Below are 25,341 nucleotides of genomic sequence, written 5' to 3' on the forward strand. Positions count from 1 at the left end.
GCGTCATGACGGAGCTGTCGCAGGTCTCGGTCACCGCACTCAAGGGTGTCGGTGAAGCCATGGCCGAGAAACTGGCCAAGGTCGGCCTGGAAAACCTTCAGGACGTGCTGTTCCACCTGCCGCTGCGTTATCAGGATCGCACCCGCGTGGTGCCGATCGGCGCGTTGCGGCCGGGACAGGACGCCGTGGTCGAAGGTACCGTCAGCGGCGCCGACGTGGTCATGGGCCGGCGCCGCAGCCTCGTCGTGCGCTTGCAGGACGGCACCGGCGGACTGAGCCTGCGTTTCTACCATTTCAGCAACGCGCAGAAAGAAGGCCTCAAGCGCGGCACGCGGATTCGCTGCTACGGCGAAGCGCGGCCCGGCGCCTCGGGGCTGGAGATCTATCACCCGGAATACCGCGCCATCAACGGTGACGAACCGCCGCCGGTGGATGAAACCCTGACCCCGGTCTATCCGCTGACCGAAGGCTTGACCCAGGCCCGCCTGCGTCAGTTGTGCATGCAGACCCTGACCCTGCTCAAGCCGGCCACCCTGCCCGACTGGCTGCCGACCGAACTGGCTCGCGACTATCAACTGGCGCCGCTGGCCGACGCGATCCGCTACCTGCACAACCCGCCCGCCGATGCCGACGTCGACGAACTCGCCCTCGGTCATCACTGGGCCCAGCATCGTCTGGCCTTCGAAGAACTGCTGACCCATCAACTGTCCCAGCAGCGCCTGCGCGAGAGCATGCGCTCCCTGCGCGCACCGGCGATGCCGAAAGCCACGAAGCTGCCGGCGAAATACCTGGCCAACCTCGGCTTCAATCCGACCGGCGCTCAGCAACGAGTCGGCAACGAAATCGCCTACGACCTCAGCCAGCACGAACCGATGCTGCGGCTGATTCAGGGCGACGTCGGCGCGGGCAAAACCGTGGTCGCCGCCCTCGCTGCGCTGCAGGCGCTGGAGGCGGGTTATCAGGTCGCCCTGATGGCGCCGACCGAGATCCTCGCCGAACAGCACTTCATCACCTTCAAGCGCTGGCTCGAACCGCTGGGCATTGACGTGGCGTGGCTGGCCGGCAAGCTCAAGGGCAAGAACCGCGTCGCCGCGCTGGAGCAGATCGCCAGCGGCACGCCGATGGTGGTCGGCACCCACGCGCTGTTCCAGGACGAAGTGCAGTTCAAGAACCTCGCGCTGGTGATCATCGACGAACAACACCGCTTCGGCGTGCAGCAGCGTCTGGCGTTGCGGCAGAAAGGCGTCGGCGGGCGCATGTGCCCGCATCAATTGATCATGACCGCCACGCCGATTCCGCGGACGCTGGCGATGAGCGCCTACGCCGACCTCGACACCTCAATTCTCGACGAGCTGCCACCCGGCCGAACCCCGGTCAACACCGTGCTGGTCACCGACACCCGCCGCGTCGAAGTCATCGAGCGGGTGCGCAGTGCCTGCGCCGAGGGCCGTCAGGCCTATTGGGTGTGCACGCTGATTGAAGAGTCCGAAGAGCTGACCTGCCAGGCCGCCGAAACCACTTTCGAAGACCTGACCGCCGCCCTCGGCGAGCTGAAGGTCGGGCTGATCCACGGCCGCATGAAACCCGCCGAGAAAGCCGCCGTCATGGCCGAGTTCAAGGCCGGCAACCTGCAACTGCTGGTTGCCACCACCGTGATCGAAGTCGGCGTTGACGTACCCAACGCCAGCCTGATGATCATCGAAAACCCCGAGCGCCTGGGCCTTGCGCAACTGCACCAGTTGCGTGGCCGCGTCGGCCGAGGCAGCGCGGTCAGCCATTGCGTGCTGCTCTACCATCCGCCGCTGTCACAGATCGGCCGCCAGCGCCTGGGCATCATGCGCGAGACCAACGACGGTTTCGTCATCGCCGAAAAAGACCTCGAACTGCGCGGCCCCGGCGAGATGCTCGGCACCCGCCAGACCGGTCTGCTGCAATTCAAGGTCGCCGACCTGATGCGCGACGCCGATCTGCTGCCCGCCGTGCGCGATGCCGCCCAGGCCTTGCTTGAGCGCTGGCCTACCCACGTCAGCCCGTTGCTCGACCGCTGGCTGCGACACGGGCAGCAATACGGCCAAGTGTGAGCACCGTCGCAGTTTCTGACAGCTCGTTCCAACCAAGCTGGTTATACTCCAGCAATTGTTTCAAAAACGGATACAGACCATGACCGAAGCTGCTCTCGCCCCCGAATCCCCGCACGCTCCGTCTGTTATTCGGCTGCTGCTCAACAAGCTGGGCGTCGCCTACGAAGAGGTACTCGACCACCACGGCCTCAATGCTTCGCGCAAAGTGCAGGCCGTGTTGCTGGACGACGCGGTCGGTGCACTGATGGTGCTGTTTCCACAGAGCCAGTTGCTGGATCTCAACCGCCTCGCCGAGCTGACGGGCCGTCGCCTGACCGCCGTGTCCACCGAGCGCCTGGAAAAGATGCTCGGCAAACACAGCCTGAGCTTGCTGCCGGGCCTGCCGGCGCTGACCAGTTCGCCGTGCCTCTACGAAGAAAGCCTGCTGCGCGAGCCGAAGTTGCTGATCAACTCCGGCGAGCCGGGCCTGCTGCTGGAAATCGCCAGCGAAGACTTCAAGACCATGCTGACCAAGGCCAGCGCCGCCAACTTCGGCGAAGCCCTGAGCAGCATCCGCCCGAACCTCGACCGCCCGGACGATGACCGCGAGGAAATCACCCAGGCCGTGCAGGCGTTCACCGCGCGGCGCATCCAGCAGCGTCTGGAAGCGACCATCGAGATTCCGCCGCTGGCCGAAACCGCGCAAAAAATCATCAAGCTGCGCGTTGACCCGAACGCCACCATCGACGACATCACCGGCGTGGTCGAAACCGACCCGGCGCTGGCTGCGCAAGTGGTGAGCTGGGCGGCATCGCCGTACTACGCGTCGCCGGGCAAGATCCGTTCGGTGGAAGACGCAATCGTGCGCGTGCTGGGCTTCGATCTGGTGATCAACCTGGCGCTGGGCCTGGCCCTCGGCAAGACCCTGAGCCTGCCCAAGGATCACCCGCAGCACACCACGCCGTACTGGCAGCAGTCGATCTACACCGCCGCCGTCATCGAAGGCCTGACCCGCGCCATGCCGCGTGCCCAGCGCCCGGAATCCGGCCTGACCTACCTCGCCGGCCTGCTGCACAACTTCGGCTACCTGCTGCTGGCCCACGTGTTCCCGCCGCACTTCTCGCTGATCTGCCGCCACCTGGAGGTCAACCCGCACCTGTGCCACAGCTATGTCGAGCAACACCTGCTGGGCATCAGCCGCGAACAGATCGGCTCCTGGCTGATGCGCTACTGGGACATGCCGGAGGAACTGGCGACCGCCCTGCGCTTCCAGCACGACCCGAACTACGACGGCGCCTACGCCGAATACCCGAACCTCGTCTGCCTGGCCGTGCGCCTGCTGCGCAGCCGCGGGATCGGCTCCGGCCCGGATGAAGACATTCCGGATGCGCTGCTGGAACGCGTTGGCCTGAGCCGCGACAAGGCCAATGATGTGGTCAGCAAAGTGCTTGAGGCGGAAGTGCTGCTGCGCGAACTGGCTTCGCAGTTCAGCCAGGCCTAAAACTCAGCAGGCCCACTCCCACAGGGTTTCACAGCTTCTGTGGGAGCGAGCCTCTTTAACTATCCTTTCAACTTGATGACAAAGCTGCCATAAGGCAAGAGATGATCACGGCCTGCATGAAATGCACCGCTTACAAGAATGTCGCCATTCGGCAAGATTGCCATATCACGTGTAACTTCCAAATGACGAGGCTCGTTGAATCCATACCAGCCTTTGCCGTTGAACTCCGGATCCAGCGCAGCCGTTAATTTTAAACGCGCAATGACGGAATGCGTTTTATCAGTTAAAAAACTACCTGCAGTTGTACCCGAGACAGTTAGTGCACTATCTCCCACTCCACTAAACGCGCACCGCTCCCACTTCTCGCCCATAGGCTGTAACTTCGTATACAACGGTTTCCCTTCATTAAAAACCAGATTGGGCTTCCCATCGCGATTCAAGACAATAATCACGCCCTGCCCTTCTTCAAACCCTTCAGTACTGCCTCCGACAAGAGCAATCAAATCGTCGCGCTCCCTTATACTCATGTCGGCGATGGTCGGGCCAGGTAGCTTTAGCGTTCGAAATTGCTTATCAGGCGTTCCATCCGCGTGAAAACGTACCGCATAAGCCCCCCTTCCAGTATCAGAATAGAATGTGCCAAACAGCACCAAACCTCCGCCCCGCTGAGACCCCACGCCTCGACCTATGCTTTCCAAGCCGCTTCCAAGGTCAGCAATCGCATAGCCTACCTTATTGAAAGTTTTATCTAACCCACCAAGAGGAGTAACACGCACGACAACTCCCGCGCTAGACGCCGGGCTTTCTACAGTGCTGGCGAATACGATTTTTCCATCTGGCTGCTCAGCAAAAGAAAGCCGCGTTGCGGGGCTAGTCCGGTTACTTGCCTCATCGGGCAAGAGATCGTGTCGAGGTGCCGAATCTTTCTTGGGTTCCCATTTCTGACCTACTGTTGCGATCCCAAGATCAGAAATAGCAAGTACACCGCCCTTACCGAAACCATCTACCAAGGCACCACTCCTCGATAATCTAATGAGTATTTGACCACGAGTGAGTGTGTACGCCGATATCAAACAACCCCCATCCCTCAGAGGTCCAAGACCAATAACACCGACGTACTCATTAGGAAAAAATATTTTAGCAACGCCCCGGTTCCCATCACCGTACCCGGATCCATCATCAATCTGCCCTTGGCTGGTCATCCGTGCGACATAAATGAACTCACCTCCTTCCTGATTGTTCACAACTAGAAACTTGTTGTCTGCCAGCGCCATGAGACCACTGCAATCATTTCCAGGAAGTTCTCTTGTAGGCATCGTCAGCTTACCGCCAGTAGCAAAATCCGGATCCGGCTGACCAGGTTGAGTATTTTTCAGATTTCGATTCATTTTCATAAATCCTCAAGGTTGCATAGAAATTCTTCAACTTCGAACGCAACCTTAAAATGCTCTGAAAATGACGAGATTTCACCTGTCAGAAATGACAGTGCGAATACCTACAACAGCCAAATGGCCGAACTGAACGGCCTCAAATCTTGGGTTTGACCTTCCGCGGCTTCAAATACTTCATCAACCCCTGAAACCACATCACCAGCGCCGGATTGCCCTTGAGCTGGATCGACTTGTCCTGAATCCCCTGCATGAACGCCAGCTGCTTGTTCTTGGCCTGCATCGTGGCAAACCCGAACGCCGCGTCCTTGAACGCAATCGCAAACGCCGGCTCCGCCACCACGCCAGACTTGCTGGTAATGCGCTGGTCCTTCACCACGAAATGCCGCGCCACTTTCCCGTCCAGAGTCTGTAGCTGAAACACCAGATCCTTGTCACCCAACTGCTGCTGGAACGCAGGATTTGTCCGACTGGCCTTACCCATCAACAGACCCAGCATCCACAGAAGAAAACGAAATTTCATGCGCACAGCCTCAAAAGGAAAATGAACGGCTGGGGGAGTGTAAGGGATTCGGATGGATTCGCCACTCTCTTGCACGGATAGAAGACGATGCAGCGATTTTCTCGCATGATGACTACCAAGTCACGATTTCACCCTCTGGACTTGATCCCCGTCCTACACCTGAAGAAACACATTCCTGTAGGAGCTGCTGAAGGCTGCGATCTTTTGATCTTCTCCCCCGCAAACCTATGGGAAATTTCCCGCAATACGCCGGGATACCCATGAACTAGGCGAACTTGGACATCACCGATAGCCTCTGTGTGTCACCGCAAAATCGGTGACTCGGACGTGCAAGTCCGGTTCAGGTGCACAATCGTTGATGGCAATTCGCTGAGCGTTTTCCTATGCTCGCGGATCGTTATGGCGGCTGTGCGTCGGAGACTCTCGAGTCTGCCGGCCACCTGGACCGGTCTTGCACACCAACGCATAGCTGCCACCTCTTTCGAAGTGCAAGCGAATGGGTGTCGGCCTCACAATTCCAGGAAGCTGCGCAATGATCAAACCAACACCCAATCCCCAGAAACACCCGAAACCTCCCCTACGAATCCCTCGATTCAAAGAAACTCCACGAAGCCGCCGAACGCGCCCTCGACCACCACTTCAAACCCAGAGCCTCACGCCCCAAACGCCTGGGCGGCCTGTTCGCCCTCTGCCCGACACCGACGCCGAAGCCCTCATGGCCAACGCCTCCGAAGACCTCCTGTCCATCAGCGCCATAGCCGCCAACCTGGCCGACGACCTCGACGGCCCCGCCGCTCGATGGCACTGGGCCTGAGCAGAATGGCAGACGGCGTGCGGTTGATGGTGGAAGGCACGCTCGATCACATCGAGTTTCGGGAGTATCAGGGCAAGCCGTAGCTGAATTGCGGGCGGGAAAAAGGGGACGTTGAGTCCCCTTTCCTGATCTTCGGCAGCAGCGATTAGCGAAAGTCCTCTGCGCTTTTGGGTCGCGTCTCCAACCCAAGAAGCGCAGCCCGGTTTATGAAGGAATAACTTCCTGAGTCGCATCGCTGCCTGAATACAACTTTGTCCTCCTTGAGCACTGTCAGAAAACTCACGAAGGCCTGACTAACGAGGTAGGTATACGCACCGCTTTTGAACTTGATGATGTTCAGGTTCACGCTGCCTTCCGACGCATCTACAACAAAGAATTTGCCCTTGGGTGGCATCGCGTTCTTCGGGTAGACCATCTCGATGTTCCCCGGCACACCGTAGCGATATTGAACAGAGCCGACCGTGGGCTTGCTGTTTCCCGTCGCACAAACAGAAACCGTCTTACCGCCCCGCAACGGGCAACTGAAGTAGATGTCTTCATCATCCGAGCACAACGTTCCATCCTGCCCGCGCTTCAACGGCGCCGTCTCCTGCGAAACGCGCTCCGGCGTTTGCGCGACATCAGCACAGTTGGACAGGCAAACCAGTTTCGAAAGATCCGGAACATCGCTTTCAGTAAACAGGTACGTCGCTGAACCCTCACGATTGCGGTCGTGATAAACGGGAACACTGACGGCCAGCCCTTTGGCCGACACCGGCACCTTGGTATCCCCGCCCGAGACGACCCAGCCTTCGGCCTCCCCGCATAACGCCTCCAAAGCGACTTCACTGAACGAGTCTTTCGTTGGCACGGCGAACGGCTTGGCATCACCTCGGCAGTCGTAGCCATGCCAGTAGGGCCCGGTGTTCATATCAATGTCGATCGAGAAAACATAAGCGCCGTCGAGCACAACTTTGCCGCTGTCGTAAGTAAAAACCAGCCAACGGCGCGACTTCGCCTGGGAGTAATTTTCTTCCTGAAGGATGTAGCGCTCGCCATCTCGATACAGCCAAAAGCCACTCATCGCTCCAGCCGGTTCCTCCGTCTCGGAGAGACGCTGCCCGGAGTGTGCGTCCACCAGAAAATTGTCCTTCAGCGCCAGCGCACAGTCGCTGCCAACGTCCCTGCACGACGTGAGTGACGGGAACATCGGCCCCGCCACAGCAGTGAAAGAACACAGCAATAACGCGATCAAACCTAATCTTTTCAACTTGCCACCTGCTTCAAAGCGAGTAATCCATCACTTCTTCCAGCCGCCAGCATTGCCCACGGACAAACCGATACTCGAAGACATAATCGGTATCCGGTTTCTGCAGGATCGCAACGGCGTGATCACCCTGCTCGTCCTTGACGGTCAACGTCAGGCCCTGAGCCTCTCGCTTCGCTACATCCGGGATGATCGGGAATTTGAGCTGATCGCCGCTGAGGCTGCTTTTTTGCATCTCGGGTTCGGGATCACCGGCCACGGTCGTGACCATTTTCAGCGGCTGCTGGACGAAGGCTTTCTGCACCTCTGCGCGCTCAGAGAAGGCTGAGAGGAAGGTTGAAAAGTTGGGTGAGGGGCAAGCGACACTGGTCACGTCATCCTTAGTTTTAGGCGACCTCTGGCGATCTTGTTGAAGCTTTGAATTGGCAATGGTCTTTGCATCAAGGTCTGCCAGACGCTTTTTGATACTCGCTGCATCCTTGTAGGCACACACGACTTCTACGCCGTTTTCCCGATTTATACCGTCAAGGCAGTTCTGCAACTCAGGGTCTGGCGGGTCACCTCGAAAGAACTGCAAAGCCAAGTGGTCGCCGTCCTTGAAGAGCGGCAGTTCCAGCACCGAATAGGAATCTCCTTCGAAATGTTCGTCCAGAACTTTGTGTTTTGTCAGGACAAACATGGACTTCCCCGCTCGCTCAGGGAATTTGCGCTCGAAGAAGAACACCGAGGCAATCTGTTCGTCTTCAACCTTCCACACATAATTCAGCGAAGGATTCACCGCATTCATGGGCGCGTAGAAAATCTCGGCACCTGGCACATGCACGCCCCTGACCTGACCCTTGAGGTTGTTCTTCAAAAAGAACACCGTGATCTTTTGATCACCCAACGAAGCAACCACCGGGGGATGCAGTTCACCGATGGTTTGAGGGTCACTTGCCGATGCCGGCTGAGTCGACAAGCCGACGATGAGCCCGAGCACACCAAAACAACTTAAGAGCCTGTTCAATTCCGATCACTTCCCTGCTGATCAATCTTCTAAATATTTACGCTGATGGTTTCACGATGACTCAGGTGCGCCGCATCTCAGCTCTTTGATTTGCTCGTTTTGAATCGGAATTACACAGGCGAGGCGCTTCTCTGCCTCCTCACGAAGCTCGAACAAGCTGAGCGTCAGCTGTAAACCATCCGCAGTGAATGCATGATCCTCAAACAACGCACTGGCGTAACCATCCCAAAACGATTTGCCATTAAAACTGCAAAACCGTTTTGAGGAGAGCACCCGCCAATTGCCCTTGGGCGCGAGGATCTGAACATTGAGGCAGGGGCTGCCAAACGTAGTGACATAACGAGCCACCACATCGCCGTATCGTTGCGAAGCAGAACTGGAAACCTTGGCGACATCGATCACTTCACTCGGATCATCCGGGACGACCGCATCCAGGAAGGCTGCACGCTCTAGGCTCATTCTGGCCATGCAGTTGTTGATGGTCGTGACATGCGCGGCCATCCCAGGCTCGATTTCCGTGGCTTCGAGCGGGCACGTGGTGTCGCGCAGCTTGATCCAGGCGCGCTGGGATTCTCTGGCCATGGCGACCAGCGTCTTGCCCTGCTCCGGGTCGCTCCGCTGCTGAGACTCGAAGCGCGCCAGTAGTTTTTTGTAGCTGATATTGAGCTGTGCATCGGCTTCCTTGCGGGCCGCCTCCACGCAGCGATCGACCTGTGAGCTCACGGAAATCTCTTTGCAGTCGTCATCGGCCATTGCGAAAGAGGCAAACAGGCATCCAAAGGACAACGCGATAAAGCGCACAAACATGTTCAATTTTTCATTCCCTGAATGACGGATCGCTCAACTGCACGTTGAGGTATTTTCTGCGCCTTGCCGTCGGCGCTCATCGCGTCGCGGTACTGGCTGTAATAGCGCTGCGCTTCGTCTTTGCGATCAAGGCGCCAGAGTGAATCGGCGATGTTCAACATTAGCACTGTGCGTTTACCGACTGCCTCGACGCCGCGATACAACTTCAGCGCCAGTGCATCGTTGCCGCCCTCAGCCAAATAGAAACCAAGATCATTGATACCCTGAACATTGCGAGCCGGTGGATGGCAAGCCATGTACGAATCCGCCCCCATGACCAAGCTCCATTCGATCTCGCTGGCTCGATATTGCGCAGATTCAATGTTCGAGAGGGTTTTCAGTAGTGCCTGTGGGGAAGGTGTCTCCATTTCAGCTTTGAGTACTTCACCCTCGTCGGTAGTCCAGCTATTGCCCACCCATTTACCAGCGCAGAACTGATCATCACGCTGAAGCAGGACACAACCGGTCTCCATCGAAATCACATCGCAGTGGCTTCGTGACTGGAAGCTGTCTTCACCACTCCCGTCTGACAACATTCCATACATCGTTTGGTTCACGAGTAAGGTCTTCTTGTCAGGGCTAAGCCATCGAGGAAGGACTTCGACCCCGATATCGGTTCCGTAAAGCGGGAATGTTTTTCCATTCGCGGTAAAGGTCGCACTCGCCGCTTCCACTGAGTGTTCGGGCCATACCTTTGCTTTCAAATGCAATGTCAGTGTGTGCCCGTCGACTCCAGTGACTCGCACTTCTTCTGCCGTAGCCCCATTCGCCAGCAACAGACTCGCGAGCAATAGTGCGGATCTAAGGCTGCCCATAGTCGATCCTTTTAACCGCAGGGCTTGTTTGCTGTAACTATCTTTCAGTGATGCCATAAGCCTCTATGAGCCCTTCCCAGGAACCCTTCGAACCAAACGACCGATAACTATTGCTGTAGCTGTAATGCTCCAACCTTCCAGCGGTGGAGTAATACCCGCGCCACTCCGGGCAGGACCCACACCCGCCATAACCGCCGATGAACACCAGGCTGCCCTTGCTTCCTTTTACACAATCCATCTCCACTGCCACGTTACTCAGCATCTTCGTCTTCTTACCGTCAGACGTGAGCTGTGAAACCTTGTCGATGTTGCGGCGCAACACTTTGCCGCCAATGTTGATCGTCTGATCGGAGCAGACCGGGATGAGGTGGGTTTCCGCGTCATCCACCGTCACGGATCGGCACGACGACACCATCACCACTTCAACACCGCCACATTGCATGACATCGCGCTGGGTGTAGGCGTCCTGGGGAGCGGCGAAAGCTGGAAATGAGAGCAGCAGCGAAAGGCTGCCTGCTAGAAGACGGTTCATCCACTCATTCCTCATCGATTGACGGCGATTCCAAGTCGGTCATGCCAAGCAGCCGGAACTCGTTGTTCACGAATTCGTAGTACCGATCCCGGTTACGGTTTTCCAAGTGATTTCCCTGGGCGTCTTCTTCGCCATCGAGCGTGACGCCTGAAATGATGATCAAGCGACTATCGGGCAAATACGTCGTGTCGAAAGTGCTGCCGTCATAGGCATTCGGAAGACCGCCAACGACATCACCGGCTGGGTGTCCAGCACTTCGCCGCAAATGGCGCCGCCGCCACAGCCGAACCTGTACAGGATGTAATGGCCGGCGAAGTTGACCTTGCCTTGCAGGGCCTTCGCCCGGGTTGCTTTGTTCCTGTTGCACCGGTTCATGGTTGGGGCCGCTGAAAACGGGGGTGACGGTGTAATCCTTGAAGTCGGGATCAGCGGCGAATGCGATGGAAGTGGCAGCTGACAGCAAGCTGCCGAGAACAATCGAAAATCCTTTCAAGTACTAACTCCATAACTGCAGTGGGAAACCGCTGGCTTACTCAGACTGACCTTCATAACGCTGTGTCTGCGGGTTGAATTGCCATAGATGACGCCGAGTTAACGCGTCTTTTCCCATGTAACTGATCTGGTCGCGCTTATCCCTGACGTAGGAATAGATTGCGATGTCTTTGAAGTCTCCGCCGTTCTTGGGCGGACCATCCAAGACCTTCACTCTGGCGAAATAATCTCCACCGACATGCTTCAAGTAACCATGGCACTGGATCAGGAAGGCGAAGGTTGAGTCACCCGCTGATCCGCGACTTGAGTAGGAGGTGAAAATGAAGTCTTCCTGACCGTCGTCATTGAGATCACCGCGGTACACAACCTTGCCGTACTCCACAGAAAATTGGTCCTTGTGGAGGCCGGAAAGTATGTCGTCAGGCTTGTTATCTCGACTCTCTGACCACTGAGAGAGAAAGTGCTTGGTATCAGACTCGGAATTGCACACATCCATCGCCATGCTCGCCATCGGCAACCAGGCCATACACATCAACAACAGTCGTTTCACTTCACATCCTTCGAATTCATCAATTCCAATTCCCCATCCCGATACAACACTTCGCACCCGATCCACGCCAGATCCACCTGCGGCATCACCGCCGAAGGCTTGCGCAGTTCCCGCAACAACGTCGAACCATGCGACAACCGCCCGCCCATCCGCGCAATAACCGCCCGCGCTGCCTGATAGTGTGCGTGACGCCCCGGATCGAGGGTGTCTTCCAGCAAGATGTCTTCGCCAAGAATGCCCCTCACCTGCCCCGGGTAGATCATGAATCCGGTGGCCTGTTCGGCCCCTTCGCGGCCGTCCTGCCAGAAGCTGCCGTCGCGCGTGCGGATGTCCGGGTGCGGCGCAAACCAGTGTTCGCGATCCGCCAGAGGCATGGCGTGATGCAGGCGGAAGAAGATGCGCATCAGGTTGTCGCGATACCACTCGCGCACTTGCAGGTAGTAACCACGCAGGCCCGGCAGGCCGGTCGAATGCGCGAGGCGAATCAGCCCTGACCATTGCGGGAAGGCCTGTAATGGCAACGCGCTCGATACGGGTCGAGGTGTGGCCGGATCGGTCTCCCACGGCAGCCGATGAGGGCTGTTTTCCAGGTTGTCGTAAGCGGTGGGTGGTCGGCCAAGCCAGTTCCCGCCGCTGCTGGCCAGCGCCGTGGCGATGCACAGATTGCCCTGCACCACGAACACATAGAACCGGGTGAACCAGTCGGCCAGTTGCTGACCGTCAGCACCCTGGGCGACGAGGTCGGTCAGTTCTTGGTCGAAGCGCCGCAAGCCGTGTTCAAGGCTCAGCAAATGCCCCCGAGCGATACGCTGCATGCGCAGGAACAACGGCAGCGAACGCAACATCCGCAGCGGTCGCCACGGCAGATGCGGGGTCGCGCCGCCGACTTCACCGGCATAGTTGCTGGCGCTGATGCCCCAGTCGGCCAACCGTGCGAGAAACAGGTCGTTGTTGATGTAGGACGCACCGCCAAATACAGCCGTGAACGGCTCGTTGTCCTGCAACACCCGCGTATCCCAACGGGCCATGATCGCCGGAATGCTCGCGGCGGCCCGGCGCTGGGCGTACTCCACCAGCATGCTGGGTTGCGGCGGCAGGATCTCGGCGATGTTGGCGGCCGTCAGGTGCCGGCGCCAGCCGTAGTCGCTGATCGGCCGGTATTGCAGCAGCCACAGTTGCGTACCGTCCCAGGCCCATTCGACATCGCCCGGCACATAGTGAAACACCCGCAAGACATCCTGGAGAAAGCGCCACAGCACGTCTTCGGTCAAACCGTGGGCGGCTGTGAACGTGCCGCTGCGCCAGGCATCGCCGAGCCGCGAAAGCGTCGCCCGTTCCGGGCTGATCTGACCGTCGGCAAGGGACTCAAGATGACCTTCAACCCACTCGAGTTCCACCGACAGATGACGCACAAACGCGATGCCCGACACCTGCGGCGTGATGAAGCGCTGCACCACCACTTCCTCGACGCCTTCGGCAGTCAGCGCGGCAATGCGCGCCGGCACGTTGGCGGCCGGCTCGCGCAGGTAGGTCGTGCTCAAACCGGCATTCGCCGAGTCGGCCTGGTCTTCGCCATAACTGGAGGAACGTACCGCCCAGATCGCCTGCGGTTGGCGGGCGAGGAAGGTCGGTAGTCGCGGATCGTTGCAATCGTTGAGGGTCAGCGCCGCCGGCACCGGTTGACGGGCCAGTTCCGCCAGACGCAAACGCCCGCCCTTGGTGTGCGCGACAAACCCGCGTTCGCCCGACTCCAGCCACTGCGCAAACTGCGCGGGCGCGTCGATCCACGGGTAATGGCCCCAATCGGGTTTCAGGCTGATGGTCAGGTCCGCGCGCGCAAGAATCGCCGACCATGCCGCCGCTTGTTCGATGCCGAGCACCTTGTCCTGATCGCCCCAGACCAGCTCGACCGGGCCGGTGATCCACTCGAGCAATGGCAGCGCGGTGTCGGCACGGATCAGATCCCAGTGCGGCACAAACGCACGGCAACGCGCATAACCGGCGCCCATGCGCTGGTACTGCGCGGGCGTCCAGGTCTGGTTGGAGAACTTGCGCGCGAACAGCGTGGGTCTGTTCGACAGCAGCCAATGAATGGACTTGCGGATTGGCAGCGGTGACATCAGCGCCGGCAATCGGCGCTGCCACAAAAAGGCGCCCACCGGCGCCAGCAAGACACTGCGAGAAAAGTGCCCGGGCCGGCGTTGCAGCGCATGCAGCACCAGCAACGCGTTGACCCCGACAGCCATGATCGCGCTGCCCTTTTGCGTCATCGCCAACAAGGTCTGCGCATAAGCCGCCAGATCCTCGCAGGGCGGCTGCGGGTTGGCGCCGAAGCCCGGCAGCTCTAGCGGCACCACGTCGTAACGCTGAAAATGCGGCAGCGAGTCATCCCACCAATCGGCGGCGCTGCCGTTGCCGGCGAGCAGGTACATCAAGGGCTTGCTCATGGGCGATCCTCAGGCCAGATCGCGCAGTGCGGCGTCGAGGGTCGGATAGCGGAACGTGTAGCCCGCCTCGCTCAAACGCTGCGGCACCACGCGCTGACCGTCGAAGAACAGCTGAGCCATTTCCCCGGCCAACGCACGCACTGGCGCTGCAGGAATGTGGAACCATACCGGACGCTTAAGAACCCTGCCGACGTTCTCGGCGAAGGCTGCCTGACTGACGGTTTCGGGGGCGACCATGTTGTAGGTGCCGCGCAAATTTTCATCGTGGAGGGATCGAGCGATTACCTGAATCACATCGTCGCGGTGCACCCAGCTCATGATCTGCCGACCATCACCCATGCGCCCGCCGAAGCCCAGGCGGAAGGGGATCAGCAATGGCAACAACGCACCACCCGGCCCAAACACCACGCCGAGGCGCAGCACAACCTGACGAACACCAAACTGCGTCGCGGGTTGCGCGGAAGCCTCCCAACGCGCACAGAGTTCGGCCATGAAACCGTCGCCCTTGCAGGCCTGCTCATCGAGGCTTTCGTTGGCATCGCGCACGCCGTAGAAACCGATGGCCGAGGCCTGAATCCACAGCGCGGGTTTATGGCTCGTGTGCTTCAGCCAGGTCATCAAGGCTTCGGTGGTATCGACCCGACTGGCGAGCAGTTGAGCCTGCCGCTCGGGGCTCCAGCGTGGACCGGCGACCGGTGCGCCGGCGAGGTTGATCACCACGTCGAAAGGTTCGTCGCGGCCGAGTTCGCTCAACGACCGTACACAGCGAACGCGACCGTCGAACAGGTTCGCCGCTTTCAACGGATCACGCGCCAACACGCCGACCGTGTGGCCGGCATCGAGTAATTGATTGACTACGGCTTCACCGATAAACCCGGTGCCACCGGTGATCAGTACCCGCTTGTAGGCGCCGCCGGCAAAGGGGTTGGACTTGCTCACGGTTCTTTCTGGTGGGGATCTCCGACGATCATGGCGCAGCAACCAGATCAGCGGCGGCAACAGCACCAGCAGCGCAAAACCGTCGAGCCACAGATGCGACCAGACCTGTTGTTGAGCTGAAAGCCACATGTCCTGAGGCGCCCATAACAGGATGCCCGCCATCAACCAGCCCCAAATTGCGGGAGCTTTAAGACGGTTGCCGAGGTGCACCAACGCGAGCATGTACAGCGAATAACTTTGCAGCGTCGCGCCGAAAAGCGCGAGCCACCAGACCTGCTGCTCGTGACCGGCGGCAGGGACCGCATCGGCGCCCCAGAATGCGAGTTCGAGGGTGTGAAGATAGCCGTCGAGTAATCCGGAATGACCGGCCCAGGTCAGCGTGAGACCGGCGAGCACATGCACGATTGCCGTGGCATACAGCCAAAGCACCATCGCGGGGCGAAGAGAGAAAGAGGGGGCTGGCATTCCGTGTCCTGAGCGTGTTCCTTGAGGGCGGGGAGTTTAAAGGAAAATGGGGGTTGTCAGTCGCGCGAAGACAAAACGTTTGGTCCCGTTCAGTGATCGCTATTGCGCGGAGTGAGCGTCGATCACGCCGAGTAAATCCTTCAACCTGGCAATATCCTCTTCGTAAAAACCATTACATTGGGTGACGACTACATATTCAGAGCCGGTCGCTTTTTCATGGGTACTGCATACAAGTCCAAAACCTTCCCCGCCACCCTGTCGTTCGTACACGACATCCCGCGCATCCATCAGTACCCAGCCTGGCATCGCCAGTTTTTTAGTGGCTGATTCGGGCAACTGATCGAAATGCATGATTCCCTCAGCATTCGGCAACTTGACGAGCAAGTTGTAAGGCGACGACAAAGCACTCACCCCCACCATCTTCTTGACCTCGTTGAGGTCATTACCCCGCACGATAAACGTAGAGAGGCGGTCTATATCACTTTCATAAGCTGGATGATTGCGCGGCGACAGCTTCAAGACTTCCACGGCGCCCTCGTTGAGGCAACTGACCACCTCAAGGGTTGATTGGACGTCATGAAACTCGCAGGTGGATTCTTGAGCAAACACTGTCGGTGATAGAAGTGCCGTGCAGAACGCGAACACCCAGGTGAAACAAGATTGGGGCACGCTCAATTGAATGTCCTTGTACACATTTCCATTCACTGTGTATGACCCGCACCAATGCATTGAATGGAGCTGTCCGCGATGACGCCTCGGGCCAACAAACGCTCGACCGCAGCAGGGCCCGACTTAAGCTCGGTCTTGCTGGCCTCGCGATAACAGGCCATTGCACGGGGCAGATCAGCAGCGACGACAGTGCCGGTTTCGTAGACGTCACCCAATCGCAGGAGTGCGTGGCTAGAGCCTCGTAGCGCGGCGCTTTCCAATGTGGCCATCGATTTTTGCGGATCAATGCAGGCCTTGTGATCGTCGTACTCACCCTCATCGCAGTAAAACAAGGAGAGGAACACGCCATCGTCGGGATTACTCTGAAATGCCTGATTCATGAGCGCCAGAATCTGTTCATTCGGCAATCGCGGTGCCTGCCCGGAAAGACTGATTCCCGCGGCCGCCACTGCCGCCTGGGCCGAACCTTTGCGGGCACCGTCCACATAGCTGTCCAGCGCTGCTGCGTACAAAGAGACACCGGATTCGCCAGATGCCTTGTTGACCAGCCGATCGAACATCACGCTTTTTTCAACTCGCGCTCACCGGGTGAAGGGCGATCTGTTCGAGCCACGTCATCCATCACCGCTTCGAGCGTCCAGTCTTCAACACTGTTCAGCACCCAGCAGTCGCTGTGTTTGAAGACGAAAATCTTCAAGAAGGTACCCTGCTGATCACGCACGACCACCTTGTTCGGAAACGCGATCTCGGTAGACAGGCTCAACGCGGCAGCATTTTCCGTACCCAGCACGCTCAATTCATCGGCGGGCAAATGCTTGACGCTGCGCACGACAACCTTGGGTATGTTGCCTTCAGCCACGACATGAGTTGCCTGAATCAGCAACGCGGTAAACGCTTTCTGTACCGCCGAGTCCGATGAAAAGATTTTGACGAAGTCAGCGAAGTTGTTAGCCGGGCATTGCTGTTCAGAAGAGGCGAAGGCGCTTGTGCACAGGACGGTGCTCAACAATGCGATGGAAAGCCAGTGGTTCAGCCTGCGTGTTGTCATACCGCAACTCGGTACCGCAAAAAAATGTTTCAACAGTGTTCTTCCTTGAGCCATTCAGGTCTTGCGTTTGGTGAATCGGGTAATGCATTGCTCTGGCCCGTTCATGCCCCAATAAGTGCTGAGCAACGCCTTACGCTTTTTGTCTACGCGCAGGTTGACGAAGCCATCGCCGCAATCGGGCTTAGCCTCTTCGAAGCGGTTTGTCTCAGGTTGGTAGATGAACACTCTGAAGTAGGAGTAAGTACCCATACCGTCATCAATCTGCCAGACAGAAAAGTCCTTCATACCGTCGAAATTGAAATCACCGATCTGCATATGCAGCGGTTTTTCCGCTTGAAAATTGATTGTCTGCGACTCGCTGTGCGCTGCGTTTTTAAGAGCGACATTCAGAGTGGAACCTTCGAGTATCAATGTCGCTTCGACGCCTTTGGCTGGACTGAACGTGGTTGGTTCGGCCCACACCGAGATCGTCCACAGCAGGGCAAGCAATGAAACCACTAGAGTTTTGAATTGCATTTACTCGTTCTACTCCCACTCGCATCCGGACTCTAGGGAGGAGTCGATGTTGGGGTTATTCAAGAAGTGGTAAACCTTTCCGTTGGACTTTTTCGTGTACTTCATCGAGACGATCTGCGCCCCTTGAGTCACGAAATCGTAGGTTCCCGCAACTTTGCCATTGACGACTTCAGACCACGTTGTGGCTCTCTGCCAAGGGGCGTCGGGACCGAGCATCTCCTCCTCGGAATCCGTCAACACAATGGAGATGGGCTCGCTGGACTTGGCGTACTTGACGAATCCACCTGACCACTTGCTGGATGAGTCGTAGTAGGTACGCAGTTCGAACTTCACCGGGCTGTCCTGTGAAAGTTCGAAGCAAAGTGATTCGGTGGTGACCTCCGCATAAGCCATCAGGGGGAAGAGGCTGACCAGCAGAAGAAGGGCTTTTTTCACGTTCATTTCCTTATGAGAGATCGGGGGCACTGCCTATTCCGATCCCGCTACACACTGTCCATCCTGAAGATCAGGAGCCAGCGCCCGATTTCCCGACAGATACCAACTCGCAAGCGACTGACTCTCGCAATAAGCGTTCTTCTCGGCATCGTAATAAAACGCGACCTTGTGATTGGCCATCCCGCCCCGGTTGGGGACAAACAACTCGACGGCGAACACGACATCGGGCAAAGCAGTTTTTCTGTCCGACATCAGCGTGGGTGGCCCCAGAAACTTACAGGGCACGCCGTCAAAAGGCAGATCCAACCGGCCGTCTTGATACCTGTAAATCGCGCAAATGCCATGCGGATCCTCAATCACCACGGCAGCCATCGTTCCACCGCTCCAGTTCACCACGCCATCTGCAATGGCGCGAAAACTCTCGGCAGGCATTTGGTTTTCCTTCGTGAGTGCAGCGACCATCGCGGTGGGCATTGTATGGCTTGTACTGACACCGGCTGGCGCTGCGCTTGCGGACAACGCCCACGTCAACGCCAGGAACAACAGGGGAACGAAATTCACTTTGACTCTCCGATGGCGTGGCTGACCGATGTGCAATGCACGACCCTTACTGCGCCGTACATTCAGGTTCTGCGAGATGTTCACCATCAACGCGGAATTTGCATAATTCGGTAGTTTCATTCACTCCAACCAACGACATCAGCTTGAAGGCCAACTGCAATTCGGTGTCGGAAAACGTGGCCCTATCCAATGAGACATCGGTGAAGCCGTTGTTAAAACTCTTCCCTGCAATTTCGCAGAATGCTATCGAGTCGCTCGCAGCCCCTTGTCCCCCAGGCTTGAGAATCTGAATATTGACGCAGGGACTATCGAACGTTTGGTAGTAACGGACCAGTTTTCCGGAAACGTAAGCGACATCGGCTTTGAATATATCGACGACCGGCCCTCGTGCGTTGCCTGCAAATGCACAACATGAAAAACACAAAACTGAAAACAGCGACAATCCTTTCAAGACTCACCCACTCCATAAACCTGCTGATCAAATGCTTTAGTTCACTGTTTGCTCTTGCCCGGAGCCATAGCCAATTGACGGGCTCGCTCTATCGTCGCGCGGATCAAGCAGGCATTCGACCACTCCCCGAAAACCGATTTAGACGATTTTGGCTCCACAAATAAATCTGTCACCTTTTTTTATTATCATGACAAATATATCAGCCCCTCCTTATACAAAAATCCTTATCTTTAACGGATGCAGGTATACGTGAAGACTTGCCAAGCACATTCATCTTATCGATATAACTCGCATAAAGAGGGCAAGCATCTTCTTTCATACCCAGATCCCAATAAGCATCTGCCAAATTCAGTATGGCAACTAACCTTTCAGGATACTTTTGGTGAATTTTCTTCAGAAGCAATACTGCCAAAGCACTCTCTTTATTACGGTATAAATAATAAGCATAATCATTGATCGCTCCAACATTATTATCCCCAACAATCAATGATATTTCATATACCAAATCTTTTGGAATGCTAATTCGTTCCCCACTTGTGCCGGGCTGAAGAAAAAGCCCCCCTTTTTCACCTTCAGGAAGCTTCTTCAATACATACTTAAAGTCTTTATTAATTTCGGCAACCTTTGCACTTTCACTCATGTTCTTGACAGCAGGACCATTACCAGAAAATTGGGAAAACTTTACGCAACACTCAATGCGCCGCACATCAAATCCACGAGGAATTCTATCCTCGCCTGGCACGTTCTCGTCGCCAATAGAATATTTTTCATCACGATCAGGCTCCTCCCAGCCGGACATTTTGTATAGCAAGAAATCGTTAAGACTTCGATCCCATCTGAAGTCATACTTCGTTATCAGTGTGTTATGCGGGTAGTAGTCAATCAGAAGTGAAAAATCACCTGGTATATATCCCTCTGAAAGCCCGCCGCTACCGAGCTCAAAACCACCTGTTATTTTTTTATCACTACCACCAATATCGATGGTTATATTTGAAAAAGTCTCATCTTCCGCAGAAGAGGACACAGCATAATGATCACATACTCCATCGGAATTCAGATCGATCTGACATTGAGTAGCTGCCTGCACAACGCCGAACACGGAAAAAAGCATGAAACCAAATAAAAACTTCATCATAGAGTTCCTCCAAGAGCAACTATTCGAGCTTCAGCATACTGTTTCGCGACAGACGCGGTGCGGGAAGATGCGTAGTATTTGCGGGTAGCATTGCCACTTACGGACGAGTCCGAGTTATATAGCTCAATAAAACGCTTATACCCTATAATCGCTTGATTTCGGTCTGCGGCCTTCCCGCTAGTTCCTCCCGCCGGATCACTCCATAGCCCCCAAGCAAACGAAAACTTGGCATTTTTATATGCTTTACTGTCAGCCAACTCATAGACGCCAAATTTATTCAGCTTGGCGCACCCTTTTATATCAAGCGCTTCAATTGCTCGATTCAAAAACTGCAATCTATCATCGTAACCATTGAAGCCACCATTCACCACGGCAGTACAATAGATAAAATCATCCAAATCCGAACTCGCAGTTAACTTTTTAAAATTCGCCCAGAACCACCCCACGGAAACCACACTATGAGGCAGCTGTGCCATTTTATTATAGTCGGGCGCGCCCAAGAAATTTTCGCCTATAAAAATACCATAAGCCTTATAGTTTTCTTCGTAAGTAATTTGGATCAAGCCCCGACCAATATATGGCGCATACGAAGGAAGACTATTATAACCCTCAATCGTAACTCCAAGACTGCCACTCTCATGTAACATCTGCGCCAAAACATGCGCCTTACTTATACAGGTAACAATTCCAGCCGTAGCGTACATTTCAGTTAGCAGATCTGTGTACTTGTCAATATTAGCCTGCGTAGCCGCTGGGGCAATTAATTTAATTTGCTCTTTAGTAATAACATCCGAACAACTACAGCCACCGCTATGTGCAAACGAAGAAATTAGTCCGACAGGATGAATATGTTGCACTCTCGCATCATTGGAGATTCCGTGCTGCCCCAACAGCTTGCTCCACCAACTGAGCTTCTCAATTCGCGCCTTTTCTTCTACCCATTCTTTATGAGGTTCAGAATCGCTATGCCCAATTATTTCGTCTAGGGCATCCCACTTATCTTTTTTAAAGTCCCACTCATTTTCATAACGGGTGACCATTTGCGATATTGGTTGAGAGAACCAAGGCTTGTTCAATGCTTCTGCAATCTCAGTCGGGGCGATTTTTTTATCCCCGTCCCTATCAAGTATTTTATACAGCTTCTCGTTAACGGAACCCGCAATAGCCGCCTCCACGTTTGGCAAATAGCCCTCACGCTCCTGCTCACTGAGATTCTCTTGGGCATGTAAAAACGCTGCAAAGTGATCGGCGTTGCTGGTGGTCTCTTCGATAAAATCGAAGCCATTCCACTCAAATGGTGAATGTCGCGAAATAACTATGTCTTGCTCCGCAAACCACCCATCAATCCCGTTACCGTCCTTGTCCCCCAAAAGACCATCTAGACGCCACCAATACGTGGTTGTCGTTGACTGCCCCATTGTGACTGTTTGTTTTATTTTTTTGTCCGCAGGTAGCGTCTCCAGCAATCCTACAGGGACATAAAAATCGTACCCCACATCATTCCCAGCGTCTGATGCCTTAGGAGGATTTGTAGCGTTCATACCTTGCACGTGCGTAATAAGCTTGGTGCCTACAGGTATTTTGACTATTGATTTCTCAGCGACGGGTGCCCCTGCGGCTTTAGCTTTACTCTGCTCAGTGAACGCCTTCACATCCTCACAGCTGAAAACCTCTAGGTGCAGGAGGTTCTTCGGAGCTGCATCTGAATGGTTTTGATACTTGCCAACATGCCCGAGAACTTCACCAGCTTTGATCTTGTATGTCGGAGAGAGGACAACAACATCTCCCATCGGGCTATGCGGCTCACTCTTCGGCGTAAGTGACTGCAGCCAAATAAACCCAGGAAACTTGCCATCCGCGCCGGCGGCTAGGGCTGGAGTCGCCTGGCCACTGACGATTTCGGCGAGCTTACGAAAGTTGTTAGGTGTCGCTTCGTCACCAAGCCGTACTTGTGCGCCTGCTGGTAAGTGGCTAAGCGGGAGGCCGCTGGTATGGGCGCCCCTGATATTCGCTCCGTGCTGAGCGCCTCCAGGGATAGGATCTTGAGCTTCGTTACCCACGAAATACTTGCCACCCCCCAAGTCTTTCAATTGACCCTTATATACCCATCCGCCCGCAGGCAAGCCTGCGATTTCAGGACTAACGCTGATAACCGCAACCCACATTTGATTCGCTGGGGCAGGTTGTGTAACCACGGTCGTCCCCCGGGGCAAAACTGCCAAGACGGGAAAGTGCCCGGCGTTACCACTTCGCATCCGGATGCCCAAAGGCTTGTCTGGAGCATTGGCCTTAACTTCATAAAGCCCCTTTCCCCAAAAACCCGGCCGGTCTTTAAGCGTAGGGTTCGCTTTGTAACCCTCCCAATCCAGCAAGTGCATATAGAGGCTGAAAAACGTCAGGCTTGGCCCTGCCACCGGCGAGCTTGCGGGAGCCGCCCCGGCTACAGGCGCCGGAGGTGCCGGTAACTCAAGTCGATGCTTAACCAGCACAAACCCCGTCGAATAAACCGAGTGCGTCGAGCCAAAATCCGAAGTCGGATACTTCTCGTCAATACGGTAGGCGACGACTTCTCCATCAGCGATGCACCTGACCTCCGTCAGATCCTTCACCAACCCTGAAGCTTCATCGAAATGAACGCCACCATGCCAAAGACCATTGGCCCCCAATGGGTAGTAACCGTCCTTTGCTTTAGCTAACGCTTTGTAGAACTGCTGTGGATCGGTCGCTTCGGCTGTCCCTACCTTCAGGGGATACGACCATTTTTGAATTTTGTTCGTTGTCTCTGTCATTACCAATTACCTGAATTCTGATCCCTGGTGGCTTGGATTGCCGTCGATGTATTACCCAGAAAAATTGAGCATGCGTTTTGGCTTGCGTTTGACCTGTTCTTCAGGCGCATTCAACAACGCCTGATCCATCAAACTCCCCGCCTTATCCTTATCCGCCGCCCCCGGGAGCACCGGCGGTTTGATCCCGATCCCGGTGCCACTCCCCGCCGACCCGCCAGCATTAATCTTCACCACCGGCCCAACCACCGTCACACCACCGCCATCGAGCTTGATAAAGCTCCCACCGCCCAGAATGGTCAGTTCGGTGCCGGCCTCAATCACCATCTTGTCGCCAGACTTCAGGTGGATCTCTTTCCCCACACTGGTCAACTGGGCGGTACCAAGTTTGACGTGCTGGCTCTCTCCTACCGTCAGGTGATCGTCAGCTTTCGCTTCGATCTTGCGGTCGCTGATGGTGGTGCGGTGCTCTTCAGCCTTTAGCTCGGTGTAGGTGTTCTTCACCACCGTATCGTGGCGTTCATTCCCGACCCGAATCTTCTGGTCGTGCTCAACGTTTTCATCCCAGTCGCGCTGGGCGTGGATGAAGATTTGTTCGGCGCCTTTTTTGTCTTCGATGCGCAGTTCGTTGTAGCCACCGCCGCCCGGGGAGCTGAGGGTTTTGAAGACGCTGCGGGTTTTGTTCGCCGGCAGGGCGTACGGCACCGGGTTTTCCTTGTGGTACAGGCAGCCGGTCACCAGGGGTTGGTCGGGGTCGCCTTCGAGGAAGGTGACGAGGACTTCCATGCCGATGCGCGGGATGGAGATGGCGCCGTAGCGGTCGCCGGCCCAGGAGCTGGAGACGCGTAGCCAGCAACTGGTCTTGTCGTCGGCCAGGCCTTCGCGGTCCCAGTGGAATTGCACCTTGATGCGGCCGTATTGGTCGCAGTGGATTTCTTCGCCTTTGGGGCCGGTGACCATGGCGGTCTGGCTGCCGAGCACGCGGGGTTTCGGGTGTTCGAGGGCCGGGCGGTAGAACACGTCCCACGGGGTGGCGAGGAAGGTGTTGCGGTAGCCCTGGTGGAAGTCATCCTTGTTGTCGGTGGTGTCGCTGGTGACCGACTCTTCGAGGACTTGCGGTTGTTTGCCTTCGTGGAAGATTTCGGTGAGCAGCCACAGGTCGTTCCACTCGCTGCGCGGGTGGTCGGACATTTCCATGAAGTGGCCGCTGACCAGTTTGGTCTGATCGCCGCGACCTTCGGCCTGGCGGTAGTCGGCGCGGTGGCGTTCGAGGGCGCGCTGGCTGAGGAACTTGCCGCGCGCGCGGTCGATGAAGCGGCCGGGGTAGTCGTAGTCTTCCAGATCCGGTTCAGTGCTATCGCCATCCGGTTTGTAGGCCGCCTCCATTTGCAGGCGTGGTTTTTCGAAGTCGTAGTCGCGGCGCGTGGTGCGGCTGGTGCGGGTTTCCAGGCGCAGCTTGAAGCCTTTGATCACCGGTTCTTCGGCGACCATGCCGCTGCCCTGCACATACGCGGTCGGCTGGCCGAGGTTGGGGAACACGGTCTGGTCGTCACCGAACACCAGCAGGTGACCTTTCTTGCTGTGCTGGAAGTGGTAGTGAATGCCTTCCTCCTCGCAAAGACGCTGGACGAAATGCAGGTCGGTTTCGTCGTACTGCACGCAGTAGTCGCGATCCGGGCACGGCTGGCTGAGCTGAAAGCTGTAGGCGTTGCCCTTGATGCCGTGCTCGTCGAGGATCAGCGCGATGATTTTCGGCGCCGACATCTGCTGGTAGATGCGCTGGTTGGTGCGGTGATGCAGGTATTGCAGCTGCGGCACCAGCGAAACCTTGTAGCGGGTCAGGCGCTTGCCGGCATCGCCCTGGGCGACGCGGTAGATCTGGCCGTGGATGCCCGAGCCTTGCGGATCGAGGGCGAGGAACGCCTGTTTGTGCAGGAGTTTTTCCAGGTCCAGATCGGGGTTTTCGCTGACCAGTTCCAGGTCGAAACGGAATGGCTGGCTGATGCCTTCGGTGCCGGTGAACGACAGCACTTGCAGGTCGCCTACGTAGTCTTCAACGGTGAGGCTGAAGTGCGTTTCGTTAGCTGGGTTGAACATAAAGTGCTCCCTGTTCGAA

Annotated in this window: 22 protein-coding genes and 2 pseudogenes; 3 read left to right on the forward strand and 21 right to left on the reverse strand. The window is 56.5% G+C overall.

Translation table 11 applies throughout. The annotated features are described in order from the left end of the window. The first annotated feature begins 5 nt into the window (after nt 1-5). Both recG and C6Y56_RS28185 read left to right on the forward strand, forming a co-directional pair. Entirely contained in the window at nt 6-2,081 is a 2,076-nt protein-coding gene (gene recG / locus C6Y56_RS28180; protein WP_011336566.1) for an ATP-dependent DNA helicase RecG, read from the forward strand. A gap of 79 nt (nt 2,082-2,160) precedes the next feature. After that, nucleotides 2,161-3,561 carry an aminoacyl-tRNA deacylase and HDOD domain-containing protein gene (locus C6Y56_RS28185; protein ID WP_169432467.1) on the forward strand — a complete coding sequence of 467 codons (1,401 nt, stop codon included), beginning with the start codon at nt 2,161-2,163 and terminating at the stop codon, nt 3,559-3,561. A 59-nt stretch (nt 3,562-3,620) separates the two neighbouring features. On the opposite strand, the gene C6Y56_RS28190 is transcribed toward C6Y56_RS28185, so the two are convergent. Both C6Y56_RS28190 and C6Y56_RS28195 read right to left on the reverse strand, forming a co-directional pair. Beyond that, entirely contained in the window at nt 3,621-4,949 is a 1,329-nt protein-coding gene (locus tag C6Y56_RS28190) for a hypothetical protein (RefSeq protein WP_169432468.1), read from the reverse strand. A gap of 139 nt (nt 4,950-5,088) precedes the next feature. After that, entirely contained in the window at nt 5,089-5,472 is a 384-nt protein-coding gene (locus C6Y56_RS28195) for an SCP2 sterol-binding domain-containing protein (protein ID WP_169432469.1), read from the reverse strand. Nucleotides 5,473-6,004: 532 nt separating this feature from the next. Here C6Y56_RS28195 and C6Y56_RS28200 point away from each other — a divergent pair. Further along, nucleotides 6,005-6,369 (forward strand): annotated as a pseudogene (locus C6Y56_RS28200) (DUF6124 family protein). A gap of 62 nt (nt 6,370-6,431) precedes the next feature. Here C6Y56_RS28200 and C6Y56_RS28205 read toward each other — a convergent pair. From C6Y56_RS28205 to C6Y56_RS28295, 19 genes and pseudogenes are all read right to left on the reverse strand, one after another. After that, nucleotides 6,432-7,520, reverse strand: a complete 1,089-nt coding sequence (locus tag C6Y56_RS28205) for a hypothetical protein (RefSeq protein WP_249314352.1) — start codon at nt 7,518-7,520, stop codon at nt 6,432-6,434. A 28-nt stretch (nt 7,521-7,548) separates the two neighbouring features. Continuing rightward, on the reverse strand, nt 7,549-8,538 hold the full coding sequence (locus C6Y56_RS28210) for a hypothetical protein (RefSeq protein ID WP_249314353.1): 990 nt from the start codon (nt 8,536-8,538) through the stop codon (nt 7,549-7,551). Nucleotides 8,539-8,589: 51 nt separating this feature from the next. Beyond that, nucleotides 8,590-9,345 carry a lysozyme inhibitor LprI family protein gene (locus C6Y56_RS28215; protein WP_169432723.1) on the reverse strand — a complete coding sequence of 252 codons (756 nt, stop codon included), beginning with the start codon at nt 9,343-9,345 and terminating at the stop codon, nt 8,590-8,592. 2 nt (nt 9,346-9,347) lie between these two features. After that, nucleotides 9,348-10,256 (reverse strand): tetratricopeptide repeat protein, encoded by a 909-nt coding sequence (locus C6Y56_RS28220; protein ID WP_249314355.1) that lies wholly within the window; start codon nt 10,254-10,256, stop codon nt 9,348-9,350. Further along, nucleotides 10,237-10,731 carry a hypothetical protein gene (locus tag C6Y56_RS28225; RefSeq protein WP_169432470.1) on the reverse strand — a complete coding sequence of 165 codons (495 nt, stop codon included), beginning with the start codon at nt 10,729-10,731 and terminating at the stop codon, nt 10,237-10,239. The genes C6Y56_RS28220 and C6Y56_RS28225 overlap by 20 nt, the downstream gene beginning before the upstream one ends. A 4-nt stretch (nt 10,732-10,735) precedes the next feature. Beyond that, a pseudogene (locus C6Y56_RS28230) lies at nt 10,736-11,173 on the reverse strand (hypothetical protein). A gap of 87 nt (nt 11,174-11,260) precedes the next feature. Further along, a complete protein-coding gene (locus tag C6Y56_RS28235) occupies nt 11,261-11,773 on the reverse strand; it encodes a hypothetical protein (RefSeq protein ID WP_249314359.1) in 513 nt (170 codons plus the stop codon). Beyond that, nucleotides 11,770-14,220 (reverse strand): alpha/beta fold hydrolase, encoded by a 2,451-nt coding sequence (locus tag C6Y56_RS28240; RefSeq protein WP_169432471.1) that lies wholly within the window; start codon nt 14,218-14,220, stop codon nt 11,770-11,772. Before C6Y56_RS28240 ends, C6Y56_RS28235 begins: the two co-directional genes overlap by 4 nt. A 9-nt stretch (nt 14,221-14,229) precedes the next feature. After that, a complete protein-coding gene (locus C6Y56_RS28245; protein WP_169432472.1) occupies nt 14,230-15,624 on the reverse strand; it encodes a TIGR01777 family oxidoreductase in 1,395 nt (464 codons plus the stop codon). 99 nt (nt 15,625-15,723) lie between these two features. Beyond that, the gene (locus C6Y56_RS28250; protein ID WP_169432473.1) at nt 15,724-16,299 is read right to left on the reverse strand and encodes a hypothetical protein; all 576 of its coding nucleotides are present in this window, start codon (nt 16,297-16,299) and stop codon (nt 15,724-15,726) included. 26 nt (nt 16,300-16,325) lie between these two features. Next, complete coding sequence (locus C6Y56_RS28255) at nt 16,326-16,853, reverse strand: hypothetical protein (RefSeq protein WP_169432474.1); 528 nt, start codon at nt 16,851-16,853, stop codon at nt 16,326-16,328. Beyond that, nucleotides 16,853-17,374 carry a hypothetical protein gene (locus C6Y56_RS28260; RefSeq protein WP_169432475.1) on the reverse strand — a complete coding sequence of 174 codons (522 nt, stop codon included), beginning with the start codon at nt 17,372-17,374 and terminating at the stop codon, nt 16,853-16,855. Before C6Y56_RS28260 ends, C6Y56_RS28255 begins: the two co-directional genes overlap by 1 nt. A 21-nt stretch (nt 17,375-17,395) precedes the next feature. After that, complete coding sequence (locus C6Y56_RS28265) at nt 17,396-17,857, reverse strand: XAC2610-related protein (protein ID WP_169432476.1); 462 nt, start codon at nt 17,855-17,857, stop codon at nt 17,396-17,398. A 9-nt stretch (nt 17,858-17,866) separates the two neighbouring features. Beyond that, entirely contained in the window at nt 17,867-18,298 is a 432-nt protein-coding gene (locus C6Y56_RS28270) for a hypothetical protein (RefSeq protein ID WP_243433269.1), read from the reverse strand. A 27-nt stretch (nt 18,299-18,325) separates the two neighbouring features. After that, nucleotides 18,326-18,724: a hypothetical protein gene (locus tag C6Y56_RS28275; protein WP_169432478.1), complete on the reverse strand. Its 399-nt coding sequence runs from the start codon at nt 18,722-18,724 to the stop codon at nt 18,326-18,328. A gap of 175 nt (nt 18,725-18,899) precedes the next feature. Continuing rightward, nucleotides 18,900-19,304: a hypothetical protein gene (locus C6Y56_RS28280; RefSeq protein WP_169432479.1), complete on the reverse strand. Its 405-nt coding sequence runs from the start codon at nt 19,302-19,304 to the stop codon at nt 18,900-18,902. Between the two features lie 199 nt (nt 19,305-19,503). Continuing rightward, complete coding sequence (locus C6Y56_RS28285) at nt 19,504-20,436, reverse strand: tetratricopeptide repeat protein (protein WP_169432480.1); 933 nt, start codon at nt 20,434-20,436, stop codon at nt 19,504-19,506. After that, the gene (locus C6Y56_RS28290; RefSeq protein WP_169432481.1) at nt 20,436-23,228 is read right to left on the reverse strand and encodes a glycoside hydrolase family 19 protein; all 2,793 of its coding nucleotides are present in this window, start codon (nt 23,226-23,228) and stop codon (nt 20,436-20,438) included. Before C6Y56_RS28290 ends, C6Y56_RS28285 begins: the two co-directional genes overlap by 1 nt. A 51-nt stretch (nt 23,229-23,279) precedes the next feature. Beyond that, on the reverse strand, nt 23,280-25,322 hold the full coding sequence (locus C6Y56_RS28295) for a type VI secretion system tip protein VgrG (RefSeq protein ID WP_169432482.1): 2,043 nt from the start codon (nt 25,320-25,322) through the stop codon (nt 23,280-23,282). Between the last annotated feature and the right edge of the window lie 19 nt (nt 25,323-25,341).

The sequence above is a fragment of the Pseudomonas fluorescens genome (assembly GCF_012974785.1).
Taxonomy (GTDB): Bacteria; Pseudomonadota; Gammaproteobacteria; order Pseudomonadales; family Pseudomonadaceae; genus Aquipseudomonas; species Aquipseudomonas fluorescens_BT.

Bases quoted from the DNA above. Each gene is read 5' to 3' on its own strand.
- recG (WP_011336566.1), top strand. From the start codon at position 6: ATGACGGAGCTGTCGCAGGTCTCGGTCACCGCACTCAAGGGTGTCGGT.
- C6Y56_RS28185 (WP_169432467.1), top strand. From the start codon at position 2,161: ATGACCGAAGCTGCTCTCGCCCCCGAATCCCCGCACGCTCCGTCTGTT.
- C6Y56_RS28190 (WP_169432468.1), bottom strand. From the start codon at position 4,949: ATGAATCGAAATCTGAAAAATACTCAACCTGGTCAGCCGGATCCGGAT.
- C6Y56_RS28195 (WP_169432469.1), bottom strand. From the start codon at position 5,472: ATGAAATTTCGTTTTCTTCTGTGGATGCTGGGTCTGTTGATGGGTAAG.
- C6Y56_RS28215 (WP_169432723.1), bottom strand. From the start codon at position 9,345: ATGTTTGTGCGCTTTATCGCGTTGTCCTTTGGATGCCTGTTTGCCTCT.
- C6Y56_RS28220 (WP_249314355.1), bottom strand. From the start codon at position 10,256: ATGGCATCACTGAAAGATAGTTACAGCAAACAAGCCCTGCGGTTAAAA.
- C6Y56_RS28225 (WP_169432470.1), bottom strand. From the start codon at position 10,731: ATGAACCGTCTTCTAGCAGGCAGCCTTTCGCTGCTGCTCTCATTTCCA.
- C6Y56_RS28240 (WP_169432471.1), bottom strand. From the start codon at position 14,220: ATGAGCAAGCCCTTGATGTACCTGCTCGCCGGCAACGGCAGCGCCGCC.
- C6Y56_RS28245 (WP_169432472.1), bottom strand. From the start codon at position 15,624: ATGCCAGCCCCCTCTTTCTCTCTTCGCCCCGCGATGGTGCTTTGGCTG.
- C6Y56_RS28255 (WP_169432474.1), bottom strand. From the start codon at position 16,853: ATGTTCGATCGGCTGGTCAACAAGGCATCTGGCGAATCCGGTGTCTCT.
- C6Y56_RS28265 (WP_169432476.1), bottom strand. From the start codon at position 17,857: ATGCAATTCAAAACTCTAGTGGTTTCATTGCTTGCCCTGCTGTGGACG.
- C6Y56_RS28270 (WP_243433269.1), bottom strand. From the start codon at position 18,298: ATGAACGTGAAAAAAGCCCTTCTTCTGCTGGTCAGCCTCTTCCCCCTG.
- C6Y56_RS28275 (WP_169432478.1), bottom strand. From the start codon at position 18,724: ATGCCTGCCGAGAGTTTTCGCGCCATTGCAGATGGCGTGGTGAACTGG.
- C6Y56_RS28285 (WP_169432480.1), bottom strand. From the start codon at position 20,436: ATGAAGTTTTTATTTGGTTTCATGCTTTTTTCCGTGTTCGGCGTTGTG.
- C6Y56_RS28290 (WP_169432481.1), bottom strand. From the start codon at position 23,228: ATGACAGAGACAACGAACAAAATTCAAAAATGGTCGTATCCCCTGAAG.
- C6Y56_RS28295 (WP_169432482.1), bottom strand. From the start codon at position 25,322: ATGTTCAACCCAGCTAACGAAACGCACTTCAGCCTCACCGTTGAAGAC.